Origin of the sequence: Sphingobacterium faecale (assembly GCF_016746095.1) — a bacterium.
Classification (GTDB): Bacteria; Bacteroidota; Bacteroidia; order Sphingobacteriales; family Sphingobacteriaceae; genus Sphingobacterium; species Sphingobacterium faecale.
Map to the genome: position 1 here is coordinate 301,550 of NZ_JAERTY010000008.1, position 25,997 is coordinate 327,546.

26 protein-coding genes, 1 tRNA gene and 1 other RNA gene are annotated in these 25,997 nt (G+C 39.0%); 13 read left to right on the top strand and 15 right to left on the bottom strand.

What is annotated here, in order from left to right; translation table 11 throughout:
• The first annotated feature begins 197 nt into the window (after window positions 1-197).
• Both JKG61_RS15255 and JKG61_RS15260 read left to right on the top strand, forming a co-directional pair.
• A complete protein-coding gene (locus JKG61_RS15255) occupies window positions 198-938 on the top strand; it encodes an HNH endonuclease (protein ID WP_202103815.1) in 741 nt (246 codons plus the stop codon).
• A 157-nt stretch (window positions 939-1,095) separates the two neighbouring features.
• Window positions 1,096-1,172 (top strand) — tRNA-Asn (locus JKG61_RS15260).
• Between the two features lie 42 nt (window positions 1,173-1,214).
• Here JKG61_RS15260 and rlmF read toward each other — a convergent pair.
• Window positions 1,215-2,129 carry a 23S rRNA (adenine(1618)-N(6))-methyltransferase RlmF gene (rlmF, locus tag JKG61_RS15265; RefSeq protein ID WP_237249495.1) on the bottom strand — a complete coding sequence of 305 codons (915 nt, stop codon included), beginning with the start codon at window positions 2,127-2,129 and terminating at the stop codon, window positions 1,215-1,217.
• A 237-nt stretch (window positions 2,130-2,366) separates the two neighbouring features.
• Between rlmF and thrS the strand changes: the two genes are divergently transcribed.
• The 5 genes from thrS to JKG61_RS15290 all read left to right on the top strand — a co-directional run bounded on the left by thrS (window position 2,367) and on the right by JKG61_RS15290 (window position 6,442).
• Window positions 2,367-4,292, top strand: coding sequence for a threonine--tRNA ligase (thrS, locus tag JKG61_RS15270; RefSeq protein ID WP_202103816.1), 1,926 nt, complete (start codon window positions 2,367-2,369; stop codon window positions 4,290-4,292).
• A gap of 48 nt (window positions 4,293-4,340) precedes the next feature.
• Window positions 4,341-4,865 carry a translation initiation factor IF-3 gene (infC, locus tag JKG61_RS15275; protein WP_021069888.1) on the top strand — a complete coding sequence of 175 codons (525 nt, stop codon included), beginning with the start codon at window positions 4,341-4,343 and terminating at the stop codon, window positions 4,863-4,865.
• 36 nt (window positions 4,866-4,901) lie between these two features.
• Window positions 4,902-5,102, top strand: coding sequence for a 50S ribosomal protein L35 (rpmI, locus tag JKG61_RS15280; protein WP_021069889.1), 201 nt, complete (start codon window positions 4,902-4,904; stop codon window positions 5,100-5,102).
• 99 nt (window positions 5,103-5,201) lie between these two features.
• The gene (gene rplT / locus JKG61_RS15285) at window positions 5,202-5,546 is read left to right on the top strand and encodes a 50S ribosomal protein L20 (protein WP_021069890.1); all 345 of its coding nucleotides are present in this window, start codon (window positions 5,202-5,204) and stop codon (window positions 5,544-5,546) included.
• Between the two features lie 305 nt (window positions 5,547-5,851).
• Window positions 5,852-6,442, top strand: coding sequence for a 2'-5' RNA ligase family protein (locus tag JKG61_RS15290; protein ID WP_202103817.1), 591 nt, complete (start codon window positions 5,852-5,854; stop codon window positions 6,440-6,442).
• 48 nt (window positions 6,443-6,490) lie between these two features.
• On the opposite strand, the gene lon is transcribed toward JKG61_RS15290, so the two are convergent.
• On the bottom strand, window positions 6,491-8,971 hold the full coding sequence (gene lon / locus JKG61_RS15295) for an endopeptidase La (protein ID WP_202103818.1): 2,481 nt from the start codon (window positions 8,969-8,971) through the stop codon (window positions 6,491-6,493).
• 312 nt (window positions 8,972-9,283) lie between these two features.
• Between lon and JKG61_RS15300 the strand changes: the two genes are divergently transcribed.
• Window positions 9,284-9,946: a CDC27 family protein gene (locus tag JKG61_RS15300; protein ID WP_202103819.1), complete on the top strand. Its 663-nt coding sequence runs from the start codon at window positions 9,284-9,286 to the stop codon at window positions 9,944-9,946.
• Between the two features lie 49 nt (window positions 9,947-9,995).
• On the opposite strand, the gene JKG61_RS15305 is transcribed toward JKG61_RS15300, so the two are convergent.
• From JKG61_RS15305 to JKG61_RS15345, 9 genes are all read right to left on the bottom strand, one after another.
• A complete protein-coding gene (locus JKG61_RS15305; protein WP_202103820.1) occupies window positions 9,996-10,424 on the bottom strand; it encodes a DUF1801 domain-containing protein in 429 nt (142 codons plus the stop codon).
• A gap of 9 nt (window positions 10,425-10,433) precedes the next feature.
• Window positions 10,434-11,369 carry a DUF1801 domain-containing protein gene (locus JKG61_RS15310; protein ID WP_202103821.1) on the bottom strand — a complete coding sequence of 312 codons (936 nt, stop codon included), beginning with the start codon at window positions 11,367-11,369 and terminating at the stop codon, window positions 10,434-10,436.
• A gap of 118 nt (window positions 11,370-11,487) precedes the next feature.
• Entirely contained in the window at window positions 11,488-11,946 is a 459-nt protein-coding gene (locus JKG61_RS15315) for an SRPBCC domain-containing protein (RefSeq protein WP_237249496.1), read from the bottom strand.
• Window positions 11,947-12,101: 155 nt separating this feature from the next.
• Window positions 12,102-14,336: a multicopper oxidase domain-containing protein gene (locus JKG61_RS15320; protein WP_202103822.1), complete on the bottom strand. Its 2,235-nt coding sequence runs from the start codon at window positions 14,334-14,336 to the stop codon at window positions 12,102-12,104.
• An 8-nt stretch (window positions 14,337-14,344) separates the two neighbouring features.
• Entirely contained in the window at window positions 14,345-15,205 is an 861-nt protein-coding gene (locus JKG61_RS15325) for a DUF3347 domain-containing protein (protein WP_202103823.1), read from the bottom strand.
• A 333-nt stretch (window positions 15,206-15,538) separates the two neighbouring features.
• The gene (locus tag JKG61_RS15330) at window positions 15,539-15,910 is read right to left on the bottom strand and encodes a hypothetical protein (RefSeq protein ID WP_202103824.1); all 372 of its coding nucleotides are present in this window, start codon (window positions 15,908-15,910) and stop codon (window positions 15,539-15,541) included.
• A gap of 89 nt (window positions 15,911-15,999) precedes the next feature.
• Entirely contained in the window at window positions 16,000-17,172 is a 1,173-nt protein-coding gene (locus tag JKG61_RS15335; protein ID WP_202103825.1) for a glycosyltransferase family 4 protein, read from the bottom strand.
• 13 nt (window positions 17,173-17,185) lie between these two features.
• Window positions 17,186-18,217, bottom strand: coding sequence for a lysylphosphatidylglycerol synthase transmembrane domain-containing protein (locus JKG61_RS15340; protein ID WP_202103826.1), 1,032 nt, complete (start codon window positions 18,215-18,217; stop codon window positions 17,186-17,188).
• The gene (locus JKG61_RS15345; RefSeq protein WP_202103827.1) at window positions 18,205-19,380 is read right to left on the bottom strand and encodes a glycosyltransferase family 4 protein; all 1,176 of its coding nucleotides are present in this window, start codon (window positions 19,378-19,380) and stop codon (window positions 18,205-18,207) included. The genes JKG61_RS15340 and JKG61_RS15345 overlap by 13 nt, the downstream gene beginning before the upstream one ends.
• Before the next feature lie 198 nt (window positions 19,381-19,578).
• Here JKG61_RS15345 and JKG61_RS15350 point away from each other — a divergent pair, with 198 nt between their 5' ends.
• Window positions 19,579-20,550, top strand: coding sequence for an endonuclease/exonuclease/phosphatase family protein (locus JKG61_RS15350; protein WP_237249497.1), 972 nt, complete (start codon window positions 19,579-19,581; stop codon window positions 20,548-20,550).
• A gap of 77 nt (window positions 20,551-20,627) precedes the next feature.
• Complete coding sequence (locus JKG61_RS15355; RefSeq protein WP_202103828.1) at window positions 20,628-21,557, top strand: endonuclease/exonuclease/phosphatase family protein; 930 nt, start codon at window positions 20,628-20,630, stop codon at window positions 21,555-21,557.
• Here the strand turns inward: JKG61_RS15355 and JKG61_RS15360 are convergent, their stop codons facing one another.
• A complete protein-coding gene (locus tag JKG61_RS15360) occupies window positions 21,558-22,046 on the bottom strand; it encodes a copper resistance protein NlpE (protein ID WP_202103829.1) in 489 nt (162 codons plus the stop codon).
• A 133-nt stretch (window positions 22,047-22,179) separates the two neighbouring features.
• On the opposite strand from JKG61_RS15360, the gene JKG61_RS15365 reads away from it, so the two are divergent.
• Entirely contained in the window at window positions 22,180-22,515 is a 336-nt protein-coding gene (locus tag JKG61_RS15365; protein WP_202103830.1) for a HopJ type III effector protein, read from the top strand.
• A gap of 90 nt (window positions 22,516-22,605) precedes the next feature.
• Here JKG61_RS15365 and JKG61_RS15370 read toward each other — a convergent pair whose 3' ends face one another.
• From JKG61_RS15370 to JKG61_RS15380, 3 genes are read right to left on the bottom strand one after another with little or no spacing between them, the layout of a single operon-like run.
• Window positions 22,606-23,124 carry an SRPBCC family protein gene (locus JKG61_RS15370; protein WP_202103831.1) on the bottom strand — a complete coding sequence of 173 codons (519 nt, stop codon included), beginning with the start codon at window positions 23,122-23,124 and terminating at the stop codon, window positions 22,606-22,608.
• A gap of 8 nt (window positions 23,125-23,132) precedes the next feature.
• A complete protein-coding gene (locus tag JKG61_RS15375) occupies window positions 23,133-23,585 on the bottom strand; it encodes a VOC family protein (RefSeq protein ID WP_021069908.1) in 453 nt (150 codons plus the stop codon).
• A gap of 49 nt (window positions 23,586-23,634) precedes the next feature.
• Window positions 23,635-24,006, bottom strand: coding sequence for a MauE/DoxX family redox-associated membrane protein (locus tag JKG61_RS15380; RefSeq protein WP_202103832.1), 372 nt, complete (start codon window positions 24,004-24,006; stop codon window positions 23,635-23,637).
• A 126-nt stretch (window positions 24,007-24,132) separates the two neighbouring features.
• Here JKG61_RS15380 and rnpB point away from each other — a divergent pair.
• Both rnpB and JKG61_RS15390 read left to right on the top strand, forming a co-directional pair.
• An RNA gene (rnpB, locus tag JKG61_RS15385) (RNase P RNA component class A) lies at window positions 24,133-24,516 on the top strand.
• A gap of 102 nt (window positions 24,517-24,618) precedes the next feature.
• Window positions 24,619-25,983, top strand: coding sequence for a sigma-54-dependent transcriptional regulator (locus tag JKG61_RS15390; RefSeq protein WP_202103833.1), 1,365 nt, complete (start codon window positions 24,619-24,621; stop codon window positions 25,981-25,983).
• Window positions 25,984-25,997 lie beyond the last annotated feature (14 nt).

The window sequence follows — 25,997 nt, forward strand, 5'->3', positions numbered from 1 at the left end:
GGAATATTTTGATTTGGTATTACAAAACACTGAAAAATATTTACTTGGGAAAAACAAATACAACATGAAAATTTATTAGATGATTGTTTGGGAAAACTTCGGATGAATTTGTATAAACTGCTTTTCAAGTATAATTGTTTGATGTATCTTAGTTTTAGTGATTCCAGAAGAGGATGTGTAATAGCTAAATAAAACTTATGTTTGATACATTTATTGAAATGAATTTTGATCACGCTTATCGCTTTGCTTCAAGTATAAGAGATACAGTTCTATCTAATAATCCCGAAGAATATTTTTTAGATTTCCTTGATTTAGATTTAGAAGGTACGGTTAAACCTAAAAAAGAAACAATTTTGCATGTTTTTATAAGTAACCACGTGTCGTTTCAATTTGAGTATTATGTAAAAAAAGGAGAGAGAGAGGAAGTCGCCAATGAATTCGAAAGTCTATTTAAGAGCTATAAACACAAGTATCGTAAGTCGAGAAGAAAAGATTACGAATACTTGTTATATCTTGAAAAGGAATTCAATAATAATATACTGCAAAAAATAGTTAATGAAACTTTTCAATTATTGTTTTCTGATCGTCTTTTTTGTATGGAATTTAACAAGCTGGTATCCGAATATGTAAGTGAGTTGAAGTTTGTGGATAATCCTAAAATTCTTTCTTCAGATGGGAAAGTTATTAGATGTGCATATTTCCAAAGCTGGGTGCAGAAAGCAATCTTTTATAGAGATAAAGGATGTTGTGCAATTTGCCTGTCTGACTTGTCTGGCTTGTTGAAAACTGATTTTCATAAAGCAATTGATCATATAGTTCCTATAAATTTAGGAGGAACAAATGATATAACCAATTTTCAATTAATTTGTAGATCATGTAATTCAAAAAAATCTGGTAAGGTCATCAAGACTTCTAAATATTATTCCCCTTTCTTTTAAATGTTTATTTCATTTTTTTTGTTACAAAGATGTAACAGAACATTTTCAAGAAAGAAAAATTTTTGTTAAATTTGTCATTGTAAATCAAAAACGTTGGTTTGTAAATCCTTTAATAATAGTTAGTTATTGGTTATGTGTTGTTTGGAGATTACAGCATTTCTCAGTAGCTTATCGGGTTAGATCATCTGACTGTTAATCAGAGGGTCGCTGGTTCGAGCCCAGCTTCAGGAGCCATGTTTGTAAAGCCATCAACAGATGTTGATGGCTTTTTTTGTATTACCATTTCCAGGCAAGAATTCTTGAAACTTTTTGACCCTGCTGCATAGGGATGATTTCTATTGCGGTAGCTTTGTGGTATTCGAGTATGGCGATCAGGGGTTTTATGTGGTCTTTGCTCGAAACGAGGGTAGTAATCCAATTGAGCTGATCTCTGAACTTCATACTTTCGTAAATAAGCTTACTTATAAAAGCTTTTTCACCGCCAGGGTACCATAGTTCGTTGGGGTGACCTGCAAAGTTCTGAACGGTAGGCTGTTCTTTGTTCTTGTGTAGGTTCTGAAATTTTCTTGAACTTACTTTCCAGTTGTCTTCACGTGATTTGAAAAAAGGAGGATTACAGATGACCGCATTGAAGCGATCCTTGTCAAACACGACGCCTTGGAGTATGTGTTCTTTGTCGTCTTGGAACCTGAGTTGTATTTTCTTTTTGAGCCATGAGTTTTTGTTGATGTTTATTTCGGCGTTTTGAATAGACTTCATGTCAATCTCTGTCGCTGTGAAATCCCAAAGGTATTCTTGTGCTCCTATGATTGGGTAGACCAAGCTTGACCCCGTCCCGATGTCAAGTACCTTGACTTTTTCGCCAGTTGGAATGTGACCATCGTTGTCTTTTGCCAAAATGTCGGCGATATAGTGTATGTAGTCTGCTCTTCCAGGTATACCTGGGCAAAGGCTATTGGGGCTAATCTGCCAGTTTTTGATTTTGTACTCACTGGTAAGTAAGGCCTTGTTCAGTTCGAATACCGCCTTTGGGTTAGCAAAGTCGATGCTTTGGGTACCGAAGTCGTTCGTAAATATGAAGGCGAGAAGGGCTGGGTTGCTTTTACACAGTTTGTCCATCTGGTAGCCGTTGCGGTGCTTGTTACGCGGATGCAGTTTTGAAGAAGTTGCGCCTTTTTGAATCATGTTCATTTACTGTTGTTGAAAGAGCAAAGGTACATTTGTAAGGTTATTAAATAGCATATAAAGGTAAAATTAGTGAGCTGAAGTGCCTTTTTTAATCTAGGGATTCGCTAATGCCAAGCATTTTATCTATGTTTGGACGTTTATTAAATTAACTAGGTGTGTCTTCATGTAGAACAGTGTAATTGTACATACTGTATGTGGATGTGCTTAACGCATTAACAAATTTTAAAATCATAATTGTAGATGATTAACATTACTCTCCCTGACGGTTCGGTGCGTCAGTATGAAAAAGGAACTACCGCTATGCAGGTAGCTCTATCTATCTCCGAAGGTTTAGCACGCAATGTATTAGCAGCAGAAGTAAATGGTGAAGTGTGGGACGCATCCCGTTCTATCGATACCGATGCTGCAGTCAAGTTGTTGACTTGGAATGATGATAAGGGCAAGTCTACTTTTTGGCACTCTTCTGCGCACTTGTTGGCAGAAGCGTTGGAAGAATTGTATCCAGGTATCAAATTTGGTATTGGTCCTTCTATCGAAACGGGCTTTTACTATGATGTGGACTTTGGTGATCAAATGTTTTCTTCTGACGATTTTAAGCAGATTGAAGATAAGATGCTGGAGTTGGCTAAGAAGAAAGAAGTGTTCGATAGAAGAAGTGTTTCTAAAGCGGAAGCGCTTGCTTACTTTGAAGATAAAGGAGACGAGTATAAACTGGATCTGATTAAAGATTTAGAGGATGGGTCGATTACCTTTTATTCGCAAGGTAATTTTACCGATCTGTGTCGAGGTCCACATATCCCGAATACAGGTTTTATCAAAGCTATTAAGCTGACCAATGTTGCTGGAGCCTATTGGCGCGGTGACGAAACTAGAAAGCAGTTGACCCGTATTTACGGTGTTACTTTCCCGAAAGCATCAGAGCTTACAGATTATCTCAAGTTTATCGAAGAGGCCAAGAAGAGAGATCACCGTAAGCTAGGTAAAGAGTTGGAGCTTTTTGCTTTCTCTGAAAAAGTGGGTATGGGATTGCCTTTATGGTTGCCAAAGGGAACAGCGTTAAGACAGAAGCTGACAGACTTTTTGCAAAGAGCACAGCTGAATTCGGGTTATGAGCCGGTAATGACCCCGCATATTGGACACAAACAGCTCTATATCACTTCAGGACATTATGAAAAATATGGAGCGGATTCTTTCCAGCCGATAAAAACGCCGGTAGAGGGAGAGGAGTTCTTGTTAAAACCAATGAACTGTCCTCACCACTGTGAGATATACAAGACTAAGCCTCGTTCGTATAAGGAATTGCCGGTTCGTTTTTCAGAGTTCGGAACGGTATATCGCTACGAACAATCAGGTGAGCTTCATGGCTTAACTCGTGTTCGTGGGTTTACACAAGATGATGCCCATTTATTCTGTCGTCCTGATCAGGTGAAGGAAGAATTTAAGAAAGTTATCGACCTGGTTCTTTATGTCTTTGGAGCGTTGGGCTTTAATGAATATACAGCGCAGGTTTCTTTACGTGATCCGGAGAATAAAACCAAATATATCGGTTCGGACGAAAACTGGGCTTTGGCTGAATCGGCTATCATTGAGGCTGCTGCTGAAAAAGGACTTCCAACTGTTGTGGAATACGGTGAAGCTGCGTTTTACGGTCCTAAATTAGATTTCATGGTTAAGGATGCACTGGGCCGTAAATGGCAGTTGGGTACGATACAAGTTGACTATAACTTGCCAGAGCGCTTTGAATTGGAATATACAGGAAGCGATAACCAAAAACATCGCCCTGTGATGATTCACCGTGCGCCGTTTGGTTCTATGGAAAGGTTCGTAGCAGTACTGATTGAACACTGTGGTGGACAGTTTCCGTTATGGCTTGCACCAGAGCAGTTTATCGTCTTGCCGGTATCAGAAAAATATGAAGATTATGCGCAAAAACTTTTAGAATCGCTAAATAATTCCGATATTCGCGGTCTAATCGATCTTCGTGACGAGAAAGTAGGGCGTAAGATCCGTGACGCTGAAGTCAAAAAATTGCCTTATATGCTTATTGTAGGCGAAAAAGAGATGGAAAGTGGCACAGTTTCTGTTCGTAAACACGGGTCAGTGGACTTGGGTTCGATGACGTCTGAAGAGTTTAGAGATTTATTAATAAAAGAAATAACCGTTTAAAATTTTAAACATTTGGCATTAAAAAGACCTAGTGGTCCTAGACCACCGATGAGGAAAAAAGAACCGGAGCACCGTATCAACGAATTCATACGTGTGCCTGAGGTACGTTTAGTTGGGGATAATGTTGAGCCAGGAGTATATCCTACGCGCAAAGCGTTAGAGCTGGCTGATGAATTGGAGCTAGATCTAGTTGAGATTTCTCCGAATGCTGTTCCTCCTGTTTGTAAAATTGTTGATTACAGCAAGTTTATTTATGAGCAGAAGAAAAAGCAAAAGGAAATCAAAGCGAATGCCAAACAAACAGTTATTAAGGAGATTCGTTTTGGACCTAATACAAGTGAACACGATTTTGACTTCAAATTAAAGCATGCTATGCGTTTTTTAGAGGCAGGAGAGAAAGTTCGTGCGTATGTACACTTTAAAGGGCGTGCTATTGTCTTTAAAGAGCAAGGAGAGATTTTATTGTTGAAATTTGCCCAGGCTTTAGAGGACTATGGTAAAGTAGAATTGTTACCTAAATTGGAAGGTAAACGTATGTTCTTGACGTTGGCTCCAAAAGGTGCTAAGAAATAAAAGTATTCTAACAGATTGATATAAATATTAAGTATTATGCCAAAAGTAAAAACCAATTCCAGCGCTAAGAAACGTTTTAAAGTGACTGGGACAGGTAAAATTGCAAGAAAAAGTGCTTACAAAAGCCACATCTTGACTAAAAAGACTACTAAACAAAAACGTAATCTTACGCAAACAGCTTATGTTTCTGATGGAGACTTAGGTAATGTAAAACGTATGTTAGTTCTTGGGAAGTAATCCTTTCTTAACAAAAAAAACAATATTTTTTGACCGGGTATAGGGTTGTAAGCTTGCTGAAAAACGTAACACCTTTTACCAAATTAAATTTTAATAATTATGCCACGTTCGGTTAACGCAGTTGCTTCGAGAAGAAGAAGAAAAAGAATTTTGAAATTAGCTAAAGGCTATTTCGGTTCACGTAGCAAAGTATATACTATTGCTAAAAATACAGTAGAAAAAGGTTTACAGTACGCTTACCGCGACCGTAAAACCAAAAAACGCGAGTTCAGAGCTTTATGGATTCAACGTATCAATGCAGGTGCCCGTCAGCACGGAATTTCTTATTCTAAGTTGATCGGTAAATTGAATGCTAAGAATATCGGATTGAACCGTAAGGTTTTAGCTGACTTAGCTATGAATAACCCTGATGCTTTCAAAGCAGTTATTGACGCTGTAAATTAATTTAGTTTTAAATCGCTGTCAATTTGTTAGATATTGAAAGGAACCCAATCGGGTTCCTTTTTCTTTTTTACTGGTCTATATATACTTGCTATGTAGAGGTCATTATCGTGATTTGGGGCCTTTAAATTTTATGAACTACGTTTTTGAAAGGGCGCAACTCTCAGATGAATGATTGTGCTATATATAGGGTAGGGCTCGGTTATTAGGGCTTAATATGCTTATAGTAGAGTTAGGGGCGCACAAGAGGTATGTAAGGAAAACTGTTTTGTTTTTCTTATCTTTAAGAAAGTTACCTTTAATCATGTATGATGGAAAGTGTTAAAGTATCTTTGGCATTTATGCCTTGTGAAAAAGTTAATGCCAAAATCAAAGGCATAAAAGATGTGCTAAAATCCTTGGTCGGTTGGTATTCTAGTTGTAATGCTGCGGGACATATTACAATCTGTGAATTTGAGACCACCGAGGATCAATTGGAAGGTATAGTGGCGCTATTGCGCGAAGAATTGAACTATGAGCATGCGCAATACGTTTATTTCAACGACTATTCGGTCTTTCAAAATGGGGATAGTTATACCTACTATATTGCACCAACAGTGCAATCCCGATATTATTTTAACCAGCGCTCTGCAGTAGTTATCAATGCGCTGAAAGGAAAGTTTTCTTTACGTTCTATCTCTAAAGAACCGCATCTGTCTATTGGTCGGCGTCTTGAGGAAAATATGCTTAAGGAGGCAAAGAATAACCTTCAACAAATTGATCTGGATTTTTTCTGTGATGCTGTATTTATACGTGTGTTCAATCCTGTCGTGAAACAGTATGATATATATGCGAAAATTCCATTTGGAGGAAAAGAAAGAAAGGTATACGCATCGGGACAATTAAGCTTTAATTTTTAGATACAAAAAAGCATCATTTTTAATGATGCTTTTTTGTAAAGTTTACTTTTATTTCTCTTTAGCCGGTTCGATGTTAAACCTATTGATATCTTTGGCTTTTTTTACTTTGCTCTTTAGTAAAGCTAGGTCGATTACTTCAGACATCTCCGATACATAATGAAACTGCATGTCTTTTATATAATCTTCCTTAATCTCTAGAATATCTTTCTTGTTCGATTTACAAAGAATAATTTCCTTGATATTAGCCCGTTTGGCAGCGAGTATCTTTTCTTTTATACCACCAACAGGGAGGACTTTGCCACGTAATGTGATCTCGCCTGTCATTGCTAACTTTTCTTTGACCTTACGCTGTGTAAATAAAGAGGTTAAGGCTGTAAGCATAGTGATACCGGCAGAGGGGCCATCTTTTGGAGTAGCACCTGCAGGTACGTGTATGTTGACGTCCCAATGGTCAAAAATGCGATAATCGATTCCAAAATCTTCCGCATGGGAACGTAAGTAAGCCATGGCAATCGCGGCCGATTCTTTCATGACATCACCAAGATTGCCGGTTAGACTTAGTTTGCCTTTTCCTGGGCTGAGACTGGATTCTATAAAAAGAATATCGCCACCAACAGAGGTCCATGCTAATCCCGTAACGACTCCTGCAACCTCGTTGTTTTCATAGCTATCTTTGTCGAAGATAGGGGCTCCTAGGATTTCTTCAGCAGCCTCTGCATTTACATTAGCAGTATGTGGTTTTTCCATGACTATCTTGGTTGCTATACCACGTACAACAGAACCAATCTTCTTTTCTAAGCCGCGGACACCGGATTCTCTTGTATATTCTTCGATGATCTTTTCAATGACCTTGTTATTCAAGGCGACGTCTTTTGTTTGTAGTCCGTGCATCTCACGTTGTTTGGGAAGAAGATGCTTTTTTGCAATCTCTATCTTCTCTTCTATCGTATATCCGTTAACCTCAATGATCTCCATACGGTCTAGCAATGCGGGTTGGATAGTACTCAGGGAGTTGGCAGTAGCAATAAACATGACTTTTGATAAGTCATACTCCATCTCGACGTAATGATCGTAGAAATGTGTATTCTGTTCGGGGTCTAGTACTTCTAAAAGAGCCGATGATGGATCTCCTTTAAAATCAGAGCCTATTTTGTCGATTTCATCCAGTACGAATACGGGATTCGAGGTGCCGGCTTTTTTTAATGATTGTATAATACGACCAGGCATGGCTCCGATATAGGTCTTGCGGTGGCCTCTGATTTCGGCTTCATCCCGTACACCGCCTAAAGCCATACGGGTATATTTACGACCCAATGCTTTTGCTATAGATTTACCTAAAGATGTTTTTCCGACTCCCGGAGGTCCCACAAGGCAAAGTATGGGCGCTTTCATATCGTTTTTTAGCTTTAGCACAGCTAAGTATTCTATGATACGTTGTTTGACTTTTTCTAGACCATAATGATCTTTGTCTAAAACTTTTATGGCTCTATTTAAGTCGAATTTATCTTTGGTGTATTCGCCCCAAGGAAGGTCTAAAAGAAGCTCTAGATAGTTGAGTTGTACAGAGTAATCTGCGGCAGCTGGATTTATCCGAGCTAATTTTTCGATCTCCTTATCGAAATGTTTCTTCACGTCTTCTGGCCATTTTTTACTTTTAGCCCGTTTCTTCAGATCTTCCATTTCTAAGTCGGGGGTGTTCCCTCCTAACTCTTCTTGGATTGTCTTAAGCTGTTGATTCAAGAAGTAGTCCCTTTGTTGCTTATCTAAGTCAACACGAACTTTGTTTTGAATCTGATTTTTCAATTCTAAAATCTGCACCTCATTTGTTAGGTGCTCCAAAAGCAATTTGGCTCTTTTGACGAAGTCTTTTAGCTCTAGTAACTCTTGTTTAGCAGGCAGTTCTAATGCAAGGTTGGAAGAGATGAAGTTAACTAAGAATGTGGGACTTTCAATATTTTTAATAGCTATCCCAGCTTCGGATGGAAGGTTTGGTGATAACTGAATAATCTGTAATGCTAACTCCTTGATGGAGGATATCAAAGCTTTAAATTCTTTGTTGCTTGTTTTCGGTTTTTCTTCAGCAAACCGTTCTACCTTGGCTTTAATATAAGGTTCTGATTGAACAAGTTCGTGAAGCTTAAAACGTTGTTTTCCTTGTATAATGACTGTAGTGTTGCCATCAGGCATTTGCAATATCTTAATGATATTAGCGACAGTTCCGACTTTATTCAATTGGTCAAACCCCGGGTCTTCTACTGACATATCCTTTTGGGATACAACCCCAATAGTTTTGTCTCCTTTGTAGGCTTCTTTTACAAGTTTTATAGATTTGTCGCGGCCAACTGTTATCGGAATGACTACTCCTGGAAATAAAACAGTATTACGTAGTGGAAGAATAGATAAAATCTCAGGTATATCCTCGTTTCGCATTTCGTCTTCGTCCTGTGGGCTTAACAAAGGGAAGAACTCGGTGTCTTCACTTATGATTGGAATAGCTTGGTTGAAGTCGAATGTGTCAAATTTGCTCATATATTATTTTGTTTAAAATCCGACAAGATGTCAGACTTTAGGTGTACTTTTTCGCTTATGGATTATGAATGCTTATAGTGCAAGCTGAGTGCCAAGAGTAAAAATTGGTATTATTTATGCTATAGTATTTATAAAACCTGCTAAATAGTCACATTGAATGTTAGTTTATGACAGCATTTTGATAGTGCAGGTTGTTGTAAAAATAAAAGAAATTGTAATATTGTGGAAATGTTTATAAGTATTTGTTGATGGCTTAAACTTATTGTGGCATTTTTACTCTAAGACGTAAACTAGAAACTTTAAATCAAGGATATGAATATTAAAATTGCAAATAATCAATTGAGATCATTGAAATTGGGAATGTCAGCACTAGCCTTGGCTTTGATGACATTGACCGCTCAAGCGCAGCAACAGGAGCATAGTAATGCAAATGTGAGATTGGGACAGAAAGCACTGCTTGATGGTGATTTCAAATCTGCAGTTTCACATTTAGAGAAAGCGATGCCTACCGAATCTAAAGATCCTGATGTGATGTATCTTTTGGGGTACTCTCAATTTCAGTCTGGTGATTTTCAGAAGGCAGCGGCTTCTTTTGGAAAAGTGGTAACCTTGGATGTTAAAAATGCTAATGCCTATTACTATAAGGCTAAGGCTAATAATGCTTTAGTAGAAAATGGTAAGCTTTCAAATGCTAAGAGAGAGGAATTGCTTCAATCGGTGCTTGCTGATTACTCGAAGGCTATAGCAATAAATGCTAATGATGCTAAATTGTATCAAAACAGAGCTGTAGCATACCGTGATTTGGGTATTTTGAAAGGAACAGCAGGAACTGAAAATTACAATAAAACGGAAGCTACAGCTGCTTATAATAAAGCAATAGCAGATTATGAAAAAGTACTTTCGTACGATGCTGCCCGTAAGGATATTCAGACTGAGCTGAAGAAAGCAAAGGTCTATCGTGATAATCTGAAATAAATTATTATCACCACAAAAAAGGCTCCCTGCTAGGGAGCCTTTTTTGTGCTTAAGATCTAATTCGTTGGTATTTCTCTTCGATAAAATCGAGCGTGGTTCGCATCATTATAGATAGTTTTTGCTCGTCAATATCGACTAGTTTTTTAATGTAAATACAAGCTTTACCCATGGTGAATTTTCCAAGTCCTTCTAAGAGATGGCTGTGACCATCTGCTCCTGTATAAACATAGAGTGAAAATGCTGCTTTTCGGGGCGAAAAACCTAATAATGGAGCTTGACCTTCGTGTCCGCTCGCGTATCGGTAGTGATATAAACCAAATCCGATGATTGAAGAGCCGAACATTTTGGCCTGTTCACCTGTAATTCCCTCCATAATCTCAATTAGTCGATGGCTGTCTGCTATTTTTTGCTGGTCTGTTATAGTCTCGATAAAGAGCGAAACGTCTTGGTCGGTATAAACTGTTTTATTCTGGGGCATGCCGTTAAGTTATGATTTTTTGTATTTATCATGGAGACCTTTGCCTTCTAAGATAAGTGGTTTTATTTTTTCAAGTCTAGCTGTTTTAGTCTTTTCCTGTTTGGCCTCTGAAATATAGTTTTGATATTCTTTGCGTTTACCTGGTGTCAACCGATCAAAGGCTATTTTAAATGCGATATCTTGGTGTAATGCTTCTTTCAGAATACCTGCGGGCGTTGGGGGGGCGACACGTTCTGGCTTTATTTCTTTCCCATCTTTGATTGTCTGTACGCTTTCTTGAATATAAGCAAGGATGTCTTGTTCATTCATTTCCTCCCGACTATTAAAACGCCATTGCCGCAGTGCCTTTGTTTTTCCTTCGGATGCATTGATCAATACCTTTAATCTATCTTCTAAGAAAACACCGTTATAAAACCATAATGAAAAGAAATGTTTGAAACCAGCCCACCCAATTACATTTTTACCCTGGTAGGTGTACACATCGGTGCCCCATTTAAATTCTTTTTTTAGATCGGTCTTGACGATCATCTGATTCATGAATTCTTCGCAGTCTCTCCAAGCAGCACGATGATTGTCCCATTGAGGGGCTTTTTTGTCTTGTAACAGTAGTATATTAAACTGTATGATATCAATCAGTAAATCTTTGGGCAACGGTGCATTCAATGGGATTTGTATAGCACCTTTGCTGGTTTTGAAGGCTGTTAATCGTTCTCTGAAGGCTTCAATTGCTGTTGGTCCCGGATAGATTCCGATATGGTTCTTGAATTTTGCAAAATGTATGAGGTTGCCATGCCAACGGTAGGTTGGCATACCATAGTTAATCGTTTCTTTCGCATCGCCTGGTGCTGCTGTCCGGATGAGGTGTCTAAGCTTCTGTAAATCCTCTTGTGTATCGGAGTCGAAGCTATTGATGTATTCGTCTATAGAAGAAAAAGTGGTCGACATATGGTTTTACTTATCAATCCCTGGAACTTATGAAAGCCATGCTTGTATTTCATAATCTAGTTCACCGGTGGATCGGGGTGCTCTGATCTGTCTTTTGCTGATTGGAATATCTAGGGGATTAACTGTTCTTTTTCATAAAATCAAAAGCACCAGTACGTAAGTTAATGCCATATTCTAAATAACATTTTAAACAAGCTAAGAAGTTTGCCCAACCTTCGGTTTGTCCGATTGCTTGTTGAATACCACTCTCATTGGCCGGCATCTGTTGCTCTGTGATTCGGACGACTGTGCTATTGTTGTGACAGGTTTCCAAATGGATCTCCACAAGCATTCCTTCGCTTCCCCCAGACCAATCGAAGGAAATGTATTCATTGCGTCTTATCTGTTTGCCTGTGACTGGAAATTGGTCATCAAATTCGGGAAATTTCCACTGAATGGTGATATCTGTTTCTAATGGTCCAGAGCCGTGTTCGATAAAATAATGATTCATCTGCGTAGGGTTGATGATGGCTTCAAAAACCTGATCTATAGGTTTTTGAATTTGAATTGAGGCTTTAGCCGAGAGCATCTTTTCCATTTTGGGTTCTTTTAAAGGAGTGTGTAATAGATTGGACTATTCCAATTGATAAAACAAAAATAGTGAAAATAGGTTTTTGGTTCTCCATATGAATAAGTAAATAAATCCCCGCTATTTCTATACGGATAATAGCGGAGGATTTTTATAAGGAGGGATTAATAGTTAATTGCTAATCCAACACCAAAGCCCATATCACTGTCGTAGTGAGTACGGATGCCTAGATTTTTATGTAAGATGTACCGGAGATCTACCATATATTCCTGGTCCGTATTCACCATAAAACCACCCCTTAGTCTTCTGGAGATGGGAATGTCGTCTCGCATAAGAGATAGCCGTGTGATGCCATCGTGGTATACTTCAGCCTGGAAGTTGATTAATAATGGCAATGTATACATGAATCCTAAACTGACAGCTGTACGGTTGTCTTTTTTATTGACCTGTCCAAACATGTTTTTTTCGTGGTTATCTTTTCCCATTTTACGGTAGCGCCAGTCGAATCCGATAAAAGGAATAAACCATTGCATTTTACCAATATAGCGTCCAAGATGGGTTTCTACTTCATAACCGTGCATATCATTGTATCCTAGGCGCCATTCTGTCCCAAGGCTCCAACGGGCGTTTTGTAGCATGGCTTCCCCATCATTACCGTTGGTAGCAAAATCATTCTGTATCATGAAATGAGTCATGTTGCTCTCTTTCTGAAGGACCTTGTATGCTTTTTCTTTGTCTGGTAGTAGGGGGTTCTTATAGTTTCCTACCTCAAATACACGATTCATTCCGGCCATCATATGGTATAAGATGTGACAGTGGAAAAACCAGTCACCCTCCCGATTGGCTTCGAACTCAATGATATTGGTCTCCATAGGCATAATATCCATAACATTCTTCATTGGAGCGTAATCGCCCTGTCCATTGATGAGTCTAAAGTCAAAGCCGTGCAGGTGCATGGGGTGACGCATCATCGAATTATTATACAATGTAATTCTTAAAATTTCGCCTTTTTTGACAGGAATTTTATCTGTCTCGGACATCACTCTGTTGTCCATACTCCATACGTAACGGTTCATATTTCCAGTTAGCTCAAACCGGAGTTCCCTCATGGGTGCATTAGTGGTGTCGAGTGTTGTTTTCTCGGTTGCTTTTAACATGGCATAATTCAAGGTGACCCTATCGGTGCTGTTGCCGTGATTATCATGCTCCTGATGTCCGTTCTGCTCAAAGGAAGATTTCATGTTATGTTGCTCTCCAGTCACCTCAGGATACATTACCGCATTCATGTCCATTTTTTGTAGGCTCATCTGCATTCCCATGTCATGCATGTCACCATTCATCTTCATCATGTCATTCATCATTTTCATCCCTTCAAAGTAGCGAAGCCTTGGTAATGGGGTATTTAATTGACGGATACCTTCTCCTATAAAAAGGGAGGCCGCTCCAGAGCGATCTTCCGCTGTTGCAGAGAGCTCATATGAAGTGTTCTCGGCGGGTATAGTGACGATGATATCGTATGTTTCGGATACACCGATTATCAGACGGTCGACTTCAACGGGTTGTACATCGTTACCATCATTGGCGACTACTGTTATTTTACCACCAGCATAGGTGAGCCAGAAGTAGGACGATGCTCCTCCATTGGCAATCCGCAATCGAACACGATCCCCGGCTTTGAATTGTGCCAGTTGACTGGATTGCTGTCCATTGATAAGGAAGCTTTCATAATAAACATCGCTGACATCCATAGCCTCCATACGTTTCCACTCATTGGTGACTTTTGTTTTGAAATGACCTTCTTTTATGGCCTCGACATAACTCTGTACTGTGTTTTTCTTTATACCAGGCCAGTCATTGCCGGTATGTAGCATCCGCTGGACGACTTCGGGCTTTGTATTCGTCCACTCGCTAAGCATGACAGATACAGTTGGAATGTCGTCTATTCCTTTTCTGAAAGTAGAATCGTCCTTTCTCTTGTTGAATACCATGGAACCATACATGCCGACTTGCTCTTGGAGTCCAGAGTGGCTATGATACCAATAGGTGCCGTTTTGTATAACAGGGAAGCGGTAGGTATAGGTGGAGCCAGGGGGAATAGGCATCTGCGTCAGAAATGGGACACCATCTTCCTTGTTGGGAAGCCATACACCATGCCAATGTAGAGAACTGCTTTCTTTTAACTGGTTGTGCACAATAATCTCTGCGGTGTCTCCCTCCGTAAATGTTAATGTCGGTAAGGGAATTTGTCCGTTGGCTGCAATGGCTCTCTTCTGTATACCTCCGTAGGTGACAACCGTGTCTTGCAGGTAGAGATGGTAGGTTACTGTACGCTGCGCCTGTACCGTGCCCAGTAGGCACAGTAACAGGAGTAGTGTTATATTTACTTTTTTTAGCAACATAGTTCAGGTTAGTTTATTTTTTCTTTTACACTCCCACATGTCATCATTTTCGAACCATAGAATGGGTTTTTAATCTCTTCATTTAAACTTAGCCAATTTGCACCTTTGCCGTTCTCAAACATAGGACAGTTCTGGTAGTACACCGGGGATGCCAACGGGCTTGCTTTGACCATAGGGTACAATTTAGTTGATAAGGCAGCAAAATGCTTCCTTTGATCAGCAATGTTTGAACTATTAACAATATTATTGGTCAATGCCGTGATTTCTTTAACCTGATCCATCCAAATCTGATGGGCGTTAGTGGAAAGTGTTTCCATTTTTAAGCTTTCAATAGCCTGAAGCAATGATTTCGCTTGTGAGGTAGCTACTTTTGAATCTGAACTGACCAATGCATCTTTTAGGGAAAAATAAGTTACCATGACGGTTTGAAAAGTATGTGATTCCACTTTCTTTTCGTCTTTACTATGGTGCTGATGCTCTTTCTCATGCGTTTGATGGGAGCTTACTGCTACAATCTCTTTCCCTTTCAATGTTCTTTCGTATTTGCAGCAACCATGTAATTGGGTATAAGTCTCATCTGGGGCTAAGTACTTTTCATTATCGTAGCCGGCCAAAGCTATACGTTTTAAAATGGCATCACTGTTTGTCTTTTCAGCATCGTAAACGATGCTGGCACTTTGAGAGCTGGCATCCCATGTCACCTGTGCTTCTTTTTTCTTGTTTCCAGCTTTCTCGATGGTTGCCTTACACATATCACAATTGCCATTGACATGAAATGTTTCTGTCTTCGCATTTTTAACTTGTGCATATATATTGTTGGTCGTGGTTAGTATGCTACAGATACTAATCCAGAAAATAATCGTTTTCATATGTAAATAATTTGTCTTTTAACGGTCATATGGAATATCCAAAGCATTTTCATTCGTCTTTGTGTAGCCTGTACTACATGGATATTTCATATGTGTATAATTTATTTTTATCTGTTATCCGCCAATTGATGGACATCGTTGATATCTGTGGTTTTGCAAACAGGATTAATCCATCTAGAAATAATCTATTAATGGATATAACACCCGTTTACTGCTTAACCACTTGTTGGCGGATTTGTTTGAATTTATCGAATTGATTTAGTTCTAAAAGCTAGAACCACAGCAACGTGATACGCCCAGAAAGGACATACCTATGGCTGTACAGGTATTAAATTAACCTATTTTTGGAAGAAGCCATATCGACAGAAAACCTGGTGTAATACGGTTGTCGTTGGCATAGAAGGAAACTTTTCCATTGGTATTACTGCTCCATTGGTGGATATTGGTCAGGGTGTGGAACAACTGAAATTTAACACTGCTCTGTTGACAGCTAGCGCCTTTACATTGGCCATCGCAGTGTTTTCCATAGTCCTGTTCTGAAGAAGTCTCCGTTTGGCAGCAATCGTGTGGTTTATCCTCGTGTCCTTGGTCACAGCAAGAAGGTGTGGTGTGTACAGGCTCATGTTGCTCACAAGCAGATACTGATTTGGTCAAGGTGAGTAGACCAAATAGTAAGGTGAAACATATGAACATATACTTTTTCATGCGTGATGTAAAATTACATATTTCCTTTATAAAAGGGAAGTCCTTTTGCGTAACTATATGGTGATGTTGCAATAACTGTGCCTTGGAGCTTACTTATTGCACATTTCTAGAAAAGCATTGCCGTAGGTACGGGCCATTATGTCCCAACTGTAAGTTGTGCGTGTATATTCGGCATAAATTTTTGCTTGTTGCCGGTAGTGTTCTGGATTTTCTAAAACTTCTGTCAGGACATTGATCCAAGCATGATTGTTTTCTGCAGGAACTAGTATGCCATTTTTTTTGTGCTGTATGGCGCTATTTATCCCCTCTAGTGCAGAGGCAATAACCAATGATCCTGCCGTAGATGCTTCTAGGCAGACTAATCCGAAACCTTCCATATCTCCAGGGATAGTGATATTAGGCATTAAAAAGGCAAGGGACTCTTGTAGGATTGGCTTTAGATCTTCGAAAGGTACTTTGCCCAAATGAATAACTTTAGGGTAATATTGTGGCAGTATTTTCCGGAGTGTGGTTTGATCGGATGGATATCCCAAAAACAACATGATCATTGTCTTTAGCTTTGAGGGAAGGAGTTTGATTAATCGATCTGTTAAAGTCTTTTTTGTACTGTAAGGGCCTAGCATTAACAACTGAAAATCCGTACCCAAGTAGGGGATGACATGTTGCAAGAGCCAAGAAAATCCCTTGCGCTTTACAGGGCGACCTAGGGTGACGAATATTTTTTTGTCTACCTGTATATCTGGATACTTGTATCTGATATCAGCTAAGTTTTTTTTTGCCTGATGTTCAGTGGTATCTACACCATTAGCTATCACTTGAATTTTTTCAATCTTGATTCCACGATCACAAGCGGCTTGGGCAGTGGCGTCACTTACTGCAAAAATACGATCAAAGGTATTAAAACGGGGGATAATTTTCTTTTGAAAATAGGCTAAGGGGTATACGATGTCTAGACCATGTATTGTAGCAGTTTTTTTGATCTGTTCGTATCCTTTGTGATAAGAAGCGATGGCAGCAATCAAACCATCATTGAAGTGTATCATCTTGATTTTTGGATTCGCCTTAATCACCTTCAAGATACGCGCATTTAGTTTTAGAAAGAATGCTAGGAGCGACTCTTGATGGTCATAGACGATGGTATGTGTTTTTAGGTACAGCGCTACACCATTAATCAATTCGTAGCTTTGTTTTTCCATCCCACCAGTAGCAGGAGGTGACTTGTGGCTTACAAATAGTATTTCTGTATCCGTTGAATGCTCCATTTTATATCGATTTTTAATAGCTACTGGTGGGGGATGTCTGAAGTTGTTCTGGTTTCAACTGATTCGGAAAGACTTTAAACAACACCGATAATAGAACACCAATAAGGCTCCATATTACCTGTCTGAATCGGCGAAGTATAGAGATAGAAACCCATATTGTCGCACTTTTTATACCAATCATATCTAGGGTGATCTTGTTCGCAAATTCTTCAATACCTATTTGTCCGGGGATAGCGGCTCCTATACTTTTTATAACAACAATGGACATATCGAGTACCAAACTATCCATCGGTTGTATGGAATACCCCATAAAAAGAAGAAGCAGATAGAGTTCCATGCTGCCCACAGTCCAATGAAATGCAAAAAACAGATAAGAATACCAGAAGTTCTTTTGGTCGTGCCGGAAGAAAATCTTGCAGTTATAAAATGCGATATTCAGTGCGGTTTTTGTTTGCCTCCAGAAAGAACTTTTGTCCCGTATAGGTGAAGGACCTATCGGTCGATATAAAGCGATGAATAACGCTGTTTTTAATAAGAGAAGTACGACAATTGTACACGTAATTATCCATGTTAGTTCTTGAGATACCGTCTTACGGATTGTATTGGATAATAGCCAGATCATGGCAATGGTAAATAAGGAGATCTGAGATAATGTAGCCGTTATCCTAGAGGATGTTACGGATTTTAGCGCTGTCTCTTGGTTAATCTGATAGGGCTTTAGAAGTTGGGCTTTCAGTAGGTCGCCTGCTATGATGCTGGTTGGATTATAGAGCGCTAATGTTTCGCCAATCTGTCGAAAGGCAAATAATCGAAACAATGATATGTTTTTTCTATCCTGTCCTAAACATAGCCACCAACCTATAGTTCCCAAAAAATAGGCTGTAAACGTCAATAATAAAATATAGGTGAATTTGAAACCGACCTGTTTTAGTTGGTTTTTTAAAGCGGTAAAGTCTGTGTTTGCAATGAACACAGTTATGGATATTATTGCAATACATAGTATAAAACCTTTGGCGAATTTACGCCATAGAGTTAGTTTGCCCATGCTAAACCTGTTCCATTCTTTTGCAAAGCGAGTTGTTGTACATCAAGAAAGTATTGCTCGGATAATCTATTCCAGTCTAATTGGGATACAAAATGGAGTCCTTCTCTCTTAAATTTTAGACTAAGGTTTTCGTCTTCGATTATGTTTTTTAGAAAGGAGACATATTCTAGTGCATTTTGAGGATTACATTTGAATCCAGAAACACCATGTGTGATTAATGAAGCCGACCCTCCTCCGTCTGCAATCACGCAGGGTAATCCAGAGGCCATGGCTTCTATTACGACGTTGCCATAGGTTTCGGAGGTTGACGTAAAGACAAATGCATCGGCCGATGCGTATAGCTTGGAGAGCTGATCGTGGTTTTTTTTGCCTAGAAAGAATGCATTAGGCATTTGCTGCATAGCAGCTGTCTTGGCAGTGCCTTCACCAACTATGATTAAGTTATAATCTAATCTCTCTTGAGCTAATGTATGGTAGATAGCAATCAAGGTTTTTATGTTCTTCTCCCATACCAATCGACTTGCAAAGAGAATATTGGGCTTGGAGTTGCCTGTTATTCTTTGGATATAATGGCTGTCTCGTTTTAAAGGTGTGAAGAGTTGACAATCTATACCTCTAGGCCATATTTGCATTTTTTTTGCATCAATGCCGATTGTTGATAATTCATCTGCAATAGCGTTTGTGGGGATATAGACCATTCCTACGCGATTGTAGAAACTGATCATGGCTTTTTTTATCCAATGTTGCGTTGGTTTTACCAATGAAGTCAGGTTTCTGAAGTAATAATCGATGTAGGAGATAAAGTGTGTGTGATATATGGTCAAGACTGGTATTCCTCGTTTTTGAGCATAATTGAGTGCGAAAAAGCCGAGTAGAGAGGGAGTAGCTATATGGATGACTTCAGGAGCAAAGTCGTCCAATGCTGTTTCTAATTTTGCTTTTATAAGATGCGGGATTGCAAGACTGTAATCTTCATTGACTGGTATTCTAAAGGCTGGTACTTTATAGGATTTAAAATTCCGAAACTGTTGTGGGCCATTTCCGTAAATGAACAGATAGTCAAATAGGGTGCTGTCAATTCTTTCTATCAATTGGAACATGGTGCGCGAAGCTCCGTCAAAATCTGCAATTAATATTTCGGTAAAAAAGGCTACTCTCCTCATTTTATTTTGTTTATCTGTAAATATATAGTGAGGATGTAACGTTGGAGATAAGGAGGTGTTAAGATATTGTAATCTGTTTGTAACGTAAGTGTTGTGTGTTAATATTCTGTAAATCAGTTGGCGATATATTGTTAATGTAAAGGTGCATCTGTGTTTATAATGTGGTCGTACTTTTGTGGGAGATCAGATTAAATAGATATGTTATTGTATTTGTCTTACGAAAGAAATAAGAAACAATGGAACATAAGAGTTTTAATTTTATCCCTTGTATGTGGTGTCGCATGTTTGCTTCTGGCATTTAGAAGTAAGGGAACACTACAACGTGGCTTTGAACCCGCCCTGTCATCACTCCTAGAGGTATCTTCTGGTGAAATTGATGTCCTGACCTATAATATTGCAGGATTACCAGAGTGGATATCTAGTGCGAAGGCGCCCCGGGAGGCGAGCATTGTCTCTATTGGACAAAAGATCAATGGTTTTGATGTGGTGAATATCCAAGAGGATTTCAATTATAACAAATTTTTGTATCAGGACAACCGACATCCTTACCGCACTCCCAATATGGGGGGCGTACCATTTGGTGATGGACTGACCACCTTGTCAACGTATCCTATTGTTGAATTTGAACGTGTGACTTGGGACGATTGTCGTGGTGCTGACTGCCTTACTCCGAAAGGATTCTCATATGCTCGGATTCAACTGGCAAAAAATGTATTTTTGGATGTATACAATGTACATGCGACTGCTCAAGATGATGTTGCTGCTACTCAGGCCAGAAAGGGCAACTTACGGCAATTGGCGTCGTATATCGAGGAGCATTCTATGTGTCAGGCTGTATTATTGATGGGCGATTTTAATGCGCATTATGCTTTTGAACGAGAGTGGATAAAGGCTTTTCAAGAGCAGGTAGATGTGATTGATAGTTGGGTGCTTCTGCAGAATGAAGGTGTCTTCCCTGAGATCGTCAGAAATTTCAAAGCAAAACCCGCATTGAGTGTTACTGATGACTGTGAGAGTATTGATAAGATATTTTTTAGAAATAGTGATAATCTATTGTTGAATCCTACAGGTTATCGGGTAGAGCATGAGCTTTTTCAAAATGAATCGGGACAGCCGCTCTCAGACCATTGTGCCATTTCTTTGACGTTGGGGTGGCAACATATCAAATAAGAGGCTTAATGGTTAAAGAAAGTTGTAAAGGGCTACTTTGTTTATAGCTATTTTGAATAACTTTACTTGTTATCAAAATGTTGTATATCCTATTTTTATTTATCCTGATCGTCCTCTTTATTCTATTTTTTAGAAAAGGCAGAGGTGTATTGATATCGGAGGTGCTGAATTCGATCGATATGGAATATCGACAAGAAGGAAACCTTCGTGTATTGACTTATAATGTTGCTGGACTTCCCCAACGTCTTTCCAGTGCCTCTACACCAAGGAGGAAGAGTATGGAAATCATTGGTGAGTTTCTTAACAGTTATGATATCGCAAATATACAGGAGGACTTTAATTATAATAGTTCTCTTTTTGCAAAATCCCTGCATCCCTATAGAACGCTACATAAAGGAAAGGTGCCTTTTGGTGATGGGTTAAGTACGTTATCTAAGTTTCCGATATTAGAATACCGCCGTATACCGTGGAAGGCCTGTCATGGAGCAGATTGTCTGACTCCTAAAGGATTTAGTTATATTCGTGTACAATTATCTAAGTCTATTACTATAGATGTATACAACCTTCATGCTAACGCTCATGATACTGTCCGTTCGGCCCGGGCTAGGAATCTAAACCTGGATCAATTGGCGAAGTATATTCATGACCATTCTTTGGAACGACCGTTGTTGGTCATGGGGGATTTTAATGCGCACTATTCAAATGGTTTGGATAGTATGTCTGACTTCTGTCGAAGAACTCAATTGAAAGATGTCTGGGTAGAATTGGAGAATAGAAATGAAATTCCTGCTGTTGATCCCTTTTTTATAGCGAAGGATATGTTATCATTGACCAATAAAGCAGAAAGTCTAGACAAAATTCTATATCGGAATAATCCCCATTTTAAATTCACGCCTATCTTGTATGATATCGAGAGGAAGATATTTCGTAATGAAATCAATCAACCGTTGTCGGATCACTTAGCTGTCATGGTGAGTTTAAAATGGGAATATAAGTTTGATCAATAGCTATTGGTCTTTGTGTAAGATATACTTATCCGCTAGTGCTCCTGTTATTTCTTTTCCTTCCGTGTCTAATTGTATAAGTATATTTTCGCCTACCTTATATTTGATGTCCATATCTTTTCCTTTTAGTTGTATGGAGCCATCCTTGTCAAACCACTCGAATTTTCCAGTATCTGCTACTGTTAAGTTGCGATCTTGATAAAGAGCTTTGTAGGAGAAAGTTTCGTCCTCGTAGATTTTGACTGTGGTTTCTATTCCTGGGCAGTCAGCACAAGGAGTTGTTCCTTTATAGGTTCCCATCCAATCAACTGAGTTTTTGGAATTGTGGGCATCCCCAATATAATCTGGGTGATTTGGGTTCAGCGCATTCGTGTCTAGGGTATTCTGTTTGTTTGAATCGGCAGTACCGTTTGAATTTTTAGTGTTGTTTGAATTACAAGCTGCTAGTACTAGAATAGAACATAGTGCGATGGTAGAAATTGTTTTGTTCATGTCTGAATATGTTTTATATGTTATTATAATAGGAAACCTTTTCTGGTATCTTTTGTTTTAACTTTTTGTAAAAGTTACTAAAAATACTCCAATAGTTTGTGAATAAACTAAATACCAGTTTATCTTTGCTCGTATGAAGGAATCAGAATTAAGGACACTTTTACAGAAAGAAGTGATTCAATTTAGCGATGTGTTGGATTTGGTAGAGCGTGAGTACACCTATATACCTACAGCTTTTAAAAATGGGGAAATAGAGAATGGCAAGGATGAGAATCAGGGAAGTGCAAGAGTACTGTTCTTGGGATATTTACATGGACTGAGCAAAGAAGAAACCTTACGTTTATTTAGTGAACATTATGTGTCTGTATTGAATAGCCCTTCAGGGACGGATCATCAGAATATCCGACAGTTTGTAAGGTATGGTTGGTCTGCTGTATCTTTTGAAGGTGACGTCCTTCTTGAAAAATAGCTTTGCTAATATAATAATACAGAGGCCGCCTCCGCACGATATTATGTGCGTTAGAGACGGCCTCTAGAGTAGTGTGATTTAGTAATGTAATTATTTTTCCAGGATTGTTTTTAGGGTTGCGAGACCTTTATCAAAGTCTTTGCTCATGTCGTAAAAGATAGACATCAGGTTAAAAGGGTAGGGCATCTTCCCATTAATTTCCCAATGCACCTCACTTTGATTGGGGGATAGGGAATCGACTTGTATAAAGGACTTATTGGCTTGGTCCGATCCGTTAAAGAAAAGATCCATATCTACTCGTTTACCTTCTTCTATTTTCGTAATGATCTGCTTTCCGTCTCCTACTTTTTTACTTTTCCATGTATAGCTAAAGCCAACAGTGCCGTCAGTACCATTATATTCCTTTTGTATTTGAGGGTCTTGCTGTGACCAACTATCATATGTTCCTTGCTTCTTTATTTGCTTTATATAGTCAAATACCTCGGATGAAGGTTTGTTGATAACTATTGTACTACCAGCATGAAAGTTTTTAGGGAGTATAGCGGCAACGATTAGAATAATGGCAAGTAATCCCAGTACTGTAAATAGAAAGTATTTAATAAACTTCATTTGTTACTTTATTGTTGGTTCATCATTTGATTTTTTCCTTCATAATGGATCATCCATGCAATACCAAACTGATCAGTGAAAGATGCGTAGAGTTCAGCGAAAAACTGTTCGCCTAAAGGCATTTCTATATTTTGGGCATTGACAACCAATGCATCATATAGTTTTTGAGCTTCTTCTGCAGATTCTACATCGAGCATGATATAGGTATTAGTTCCGGGAGTTGCTTTATGTCCAAAGTTTTCGATACAGTCTGATCCCATGAGCATACTGTCGGCATTGATCATCAGCGCGGTATGCATGATTTTTCTTTTATCTCCATCGTTAAGGGGATAGTTAGGATCCGCTGGCATATCGCCAAAGCGATAGGTTCCGATAAGATCTGTATGGAAGACGGTTTTGTAAAAAGCAAATGCGTCTTCGCAATTGCCATTAAAATTTAAGTAAGCGTGGATCTTTGCCATAGTGTTTTTGTTTTATTTGAAGTTATTGATCGTTTACTTTTGTCTGATATTAAGAAATAAGGGGTAAATATCTTTTTTTGTTCTCAATAATTATCCAACTGTTGATCAGTAAGAGTATGATAGCCATCAATAATCCTTCGGGAGCATATATGAGATGTTGAAGGAGGATACCGACCATTACAGGTAAAATCATGATTGCAGCCAATGCCCTGGTTTTAGGAATGATAAACAATAATCCGGCAATTATTTCTACTGTTGCTATCAAGGGCATCAGCCATTTAATAGTGGCAAAAGCCTCATTGACTTGACGGAGTTCTGCTGACATTTCGGGAACCGGTAGGTACATGAAGAATTTATTAAGTCCGGCATTGATGAACATCAATCCGAATAGAGAACAAATAATGAGTTTTATAACCTTCATGGCATTTTATCGTTTATAATTTATTCTTCAAAGTTATTATAGGGATAGAAGAAACAACTTGACATAAGATAAGTTTTAAAAATTTTAAATTATTTGTCTCTAAAAAATATATTACTTTTGCAGCTGAAGCAAACTGGTTCTATCGCTGTTTCGATTTATCGGAAGAGAGGAAAGTCCGGGCAACATAGAGCGACACGCTTCCTAACGGGAAGGCTCCGACTTGTCGGAGACAGAAAGTGCCACAGAAAATAAACCGTCCTGATTCATCGGGATAAGGGTGAAAACGTGAGGTAAGAGCTCACGGTCTTGTATGGTGACATGCATTACGGTAAACCTCGTGTGTTGAAAAACCAAATAGGTTGCGGGAACCGAAGGCTGCTCGTCTTCTTCCGACTTGTCGGGAACCGCAATGGGTAGGTTGATGGATCCTATGAGTGATTGTAGGGCTAGATAAATGATAGAATCCCGATACGTCGGGAACAGAACCCGGCTTACAAGGTTTGCTTCTTTTTTATTTTTCGAAGATTAGAGACGAAATTGATGCCTGCTTGTCTCTCATTGGAATCCTAAAAGTTTTTTCTTATTTTGTTCGACATTAATTCAAATGTGAATATGGCTACAATTTTAATAATTGATGATGAACGTCCCATCCGTAGTTCGCTGCGTGATATATTGGAATATGAGGATTATAAAGTTCTTGATGTAGATAACGGTGTAGATGGTTTGGAGCTTCTGAAAAAGGAGAAGATTGATTTGACCCTGTGCGATATCAAGATGAATAAAATGGATGGGATGGAGGTTCTGACTGCAGCTAAAGAGTTTTCGGATACTCCATTTATCATGATTTCTGGCCATGGTACGATAGAGACGGCGGTAGAAGCGGCCCGTAAAGGAGCGTACGACTTTTTAGAAAAGCCGTTAGATTTAAATCGTCTTTTAATCACTGTTCGTAATGCCCTTGAAAAAGGCTCCTTGGTTAAGGAAACCAAAGTGCTAAAGAGAAAGGTTTCCAAAACAAAGGAGATCTTGGGTGCTTCAGATGGTATTTCGCTGATCAAAGACAGTATAGAGAAGGTAGCACCTACAGAAGCTCGGGTACTGATAACGGGAGCTAATGGATCTGGTAAGGAATTGGTAGCGCGGTGGTTGCATGAAAAGTCAAATCGTGCATCGGCCGCTTTAGTTGAAGTCAATTGTGCAGCTATTCCTTCGGAACTTATTGAGTCCGAGTTGTTTGGTCACGAGAAGGGATCGTTTACCTCTGCCGTAAAGCAACGTATAGGTAAATTTGAACAAGCTAGTGGAGGAACATTGTTTCTGGATGAAATTGGAGATATGAGTCTTTCTGCACAGGCGAAGGTACTACGTGCATTACAAGAGAATAAGATAACACGTGTGGGAGGGGAGAAAGAGATCTCTGTGGATGTACGTGTGGTAGCAGCTACTAATAAAGACTTGTTGAAGGAAATTGATGCTGGTAACTTTCGAATGGATTTGTATCATCGATTGAGTGTTATCTTAATTCATGTTCCCTCTTTGGCAGAACGTAGAGATGATATTCCAACATTGGCGACGGCATTTTGCGAGGAAATATGTGCAGACTATAATATCCCTACTAAAGAGATAACTGCAGAGGCTATGAAAGCGCTACAAGCTCTTCCGTGGACCGGAAATATTCGGGAATTACGTAATATGGTAGAACGTTTGATTATTCTGAGTGACCGTAAGATTACGGATAAGGAAGTGAATTCATTTGCTAATCCTTCGGTATCCACGCATCACGGTCTTGGCGGTGTAACTTCTATGATCGATTTGGATCGAATGGATAGCCTTGAAGATTTCTTAACCTTTGCTGAGGATAAGTTTCTATCACACAAGCTTAATAAAAATAATGGTGATGTGGGAAAAACAGCTAGAGCAGTAGGAGTGTCGGAAGAACGACTAAGAGAACAGGGAAAGAAATATAATATTTTATAAAAAAAGGGCATAAG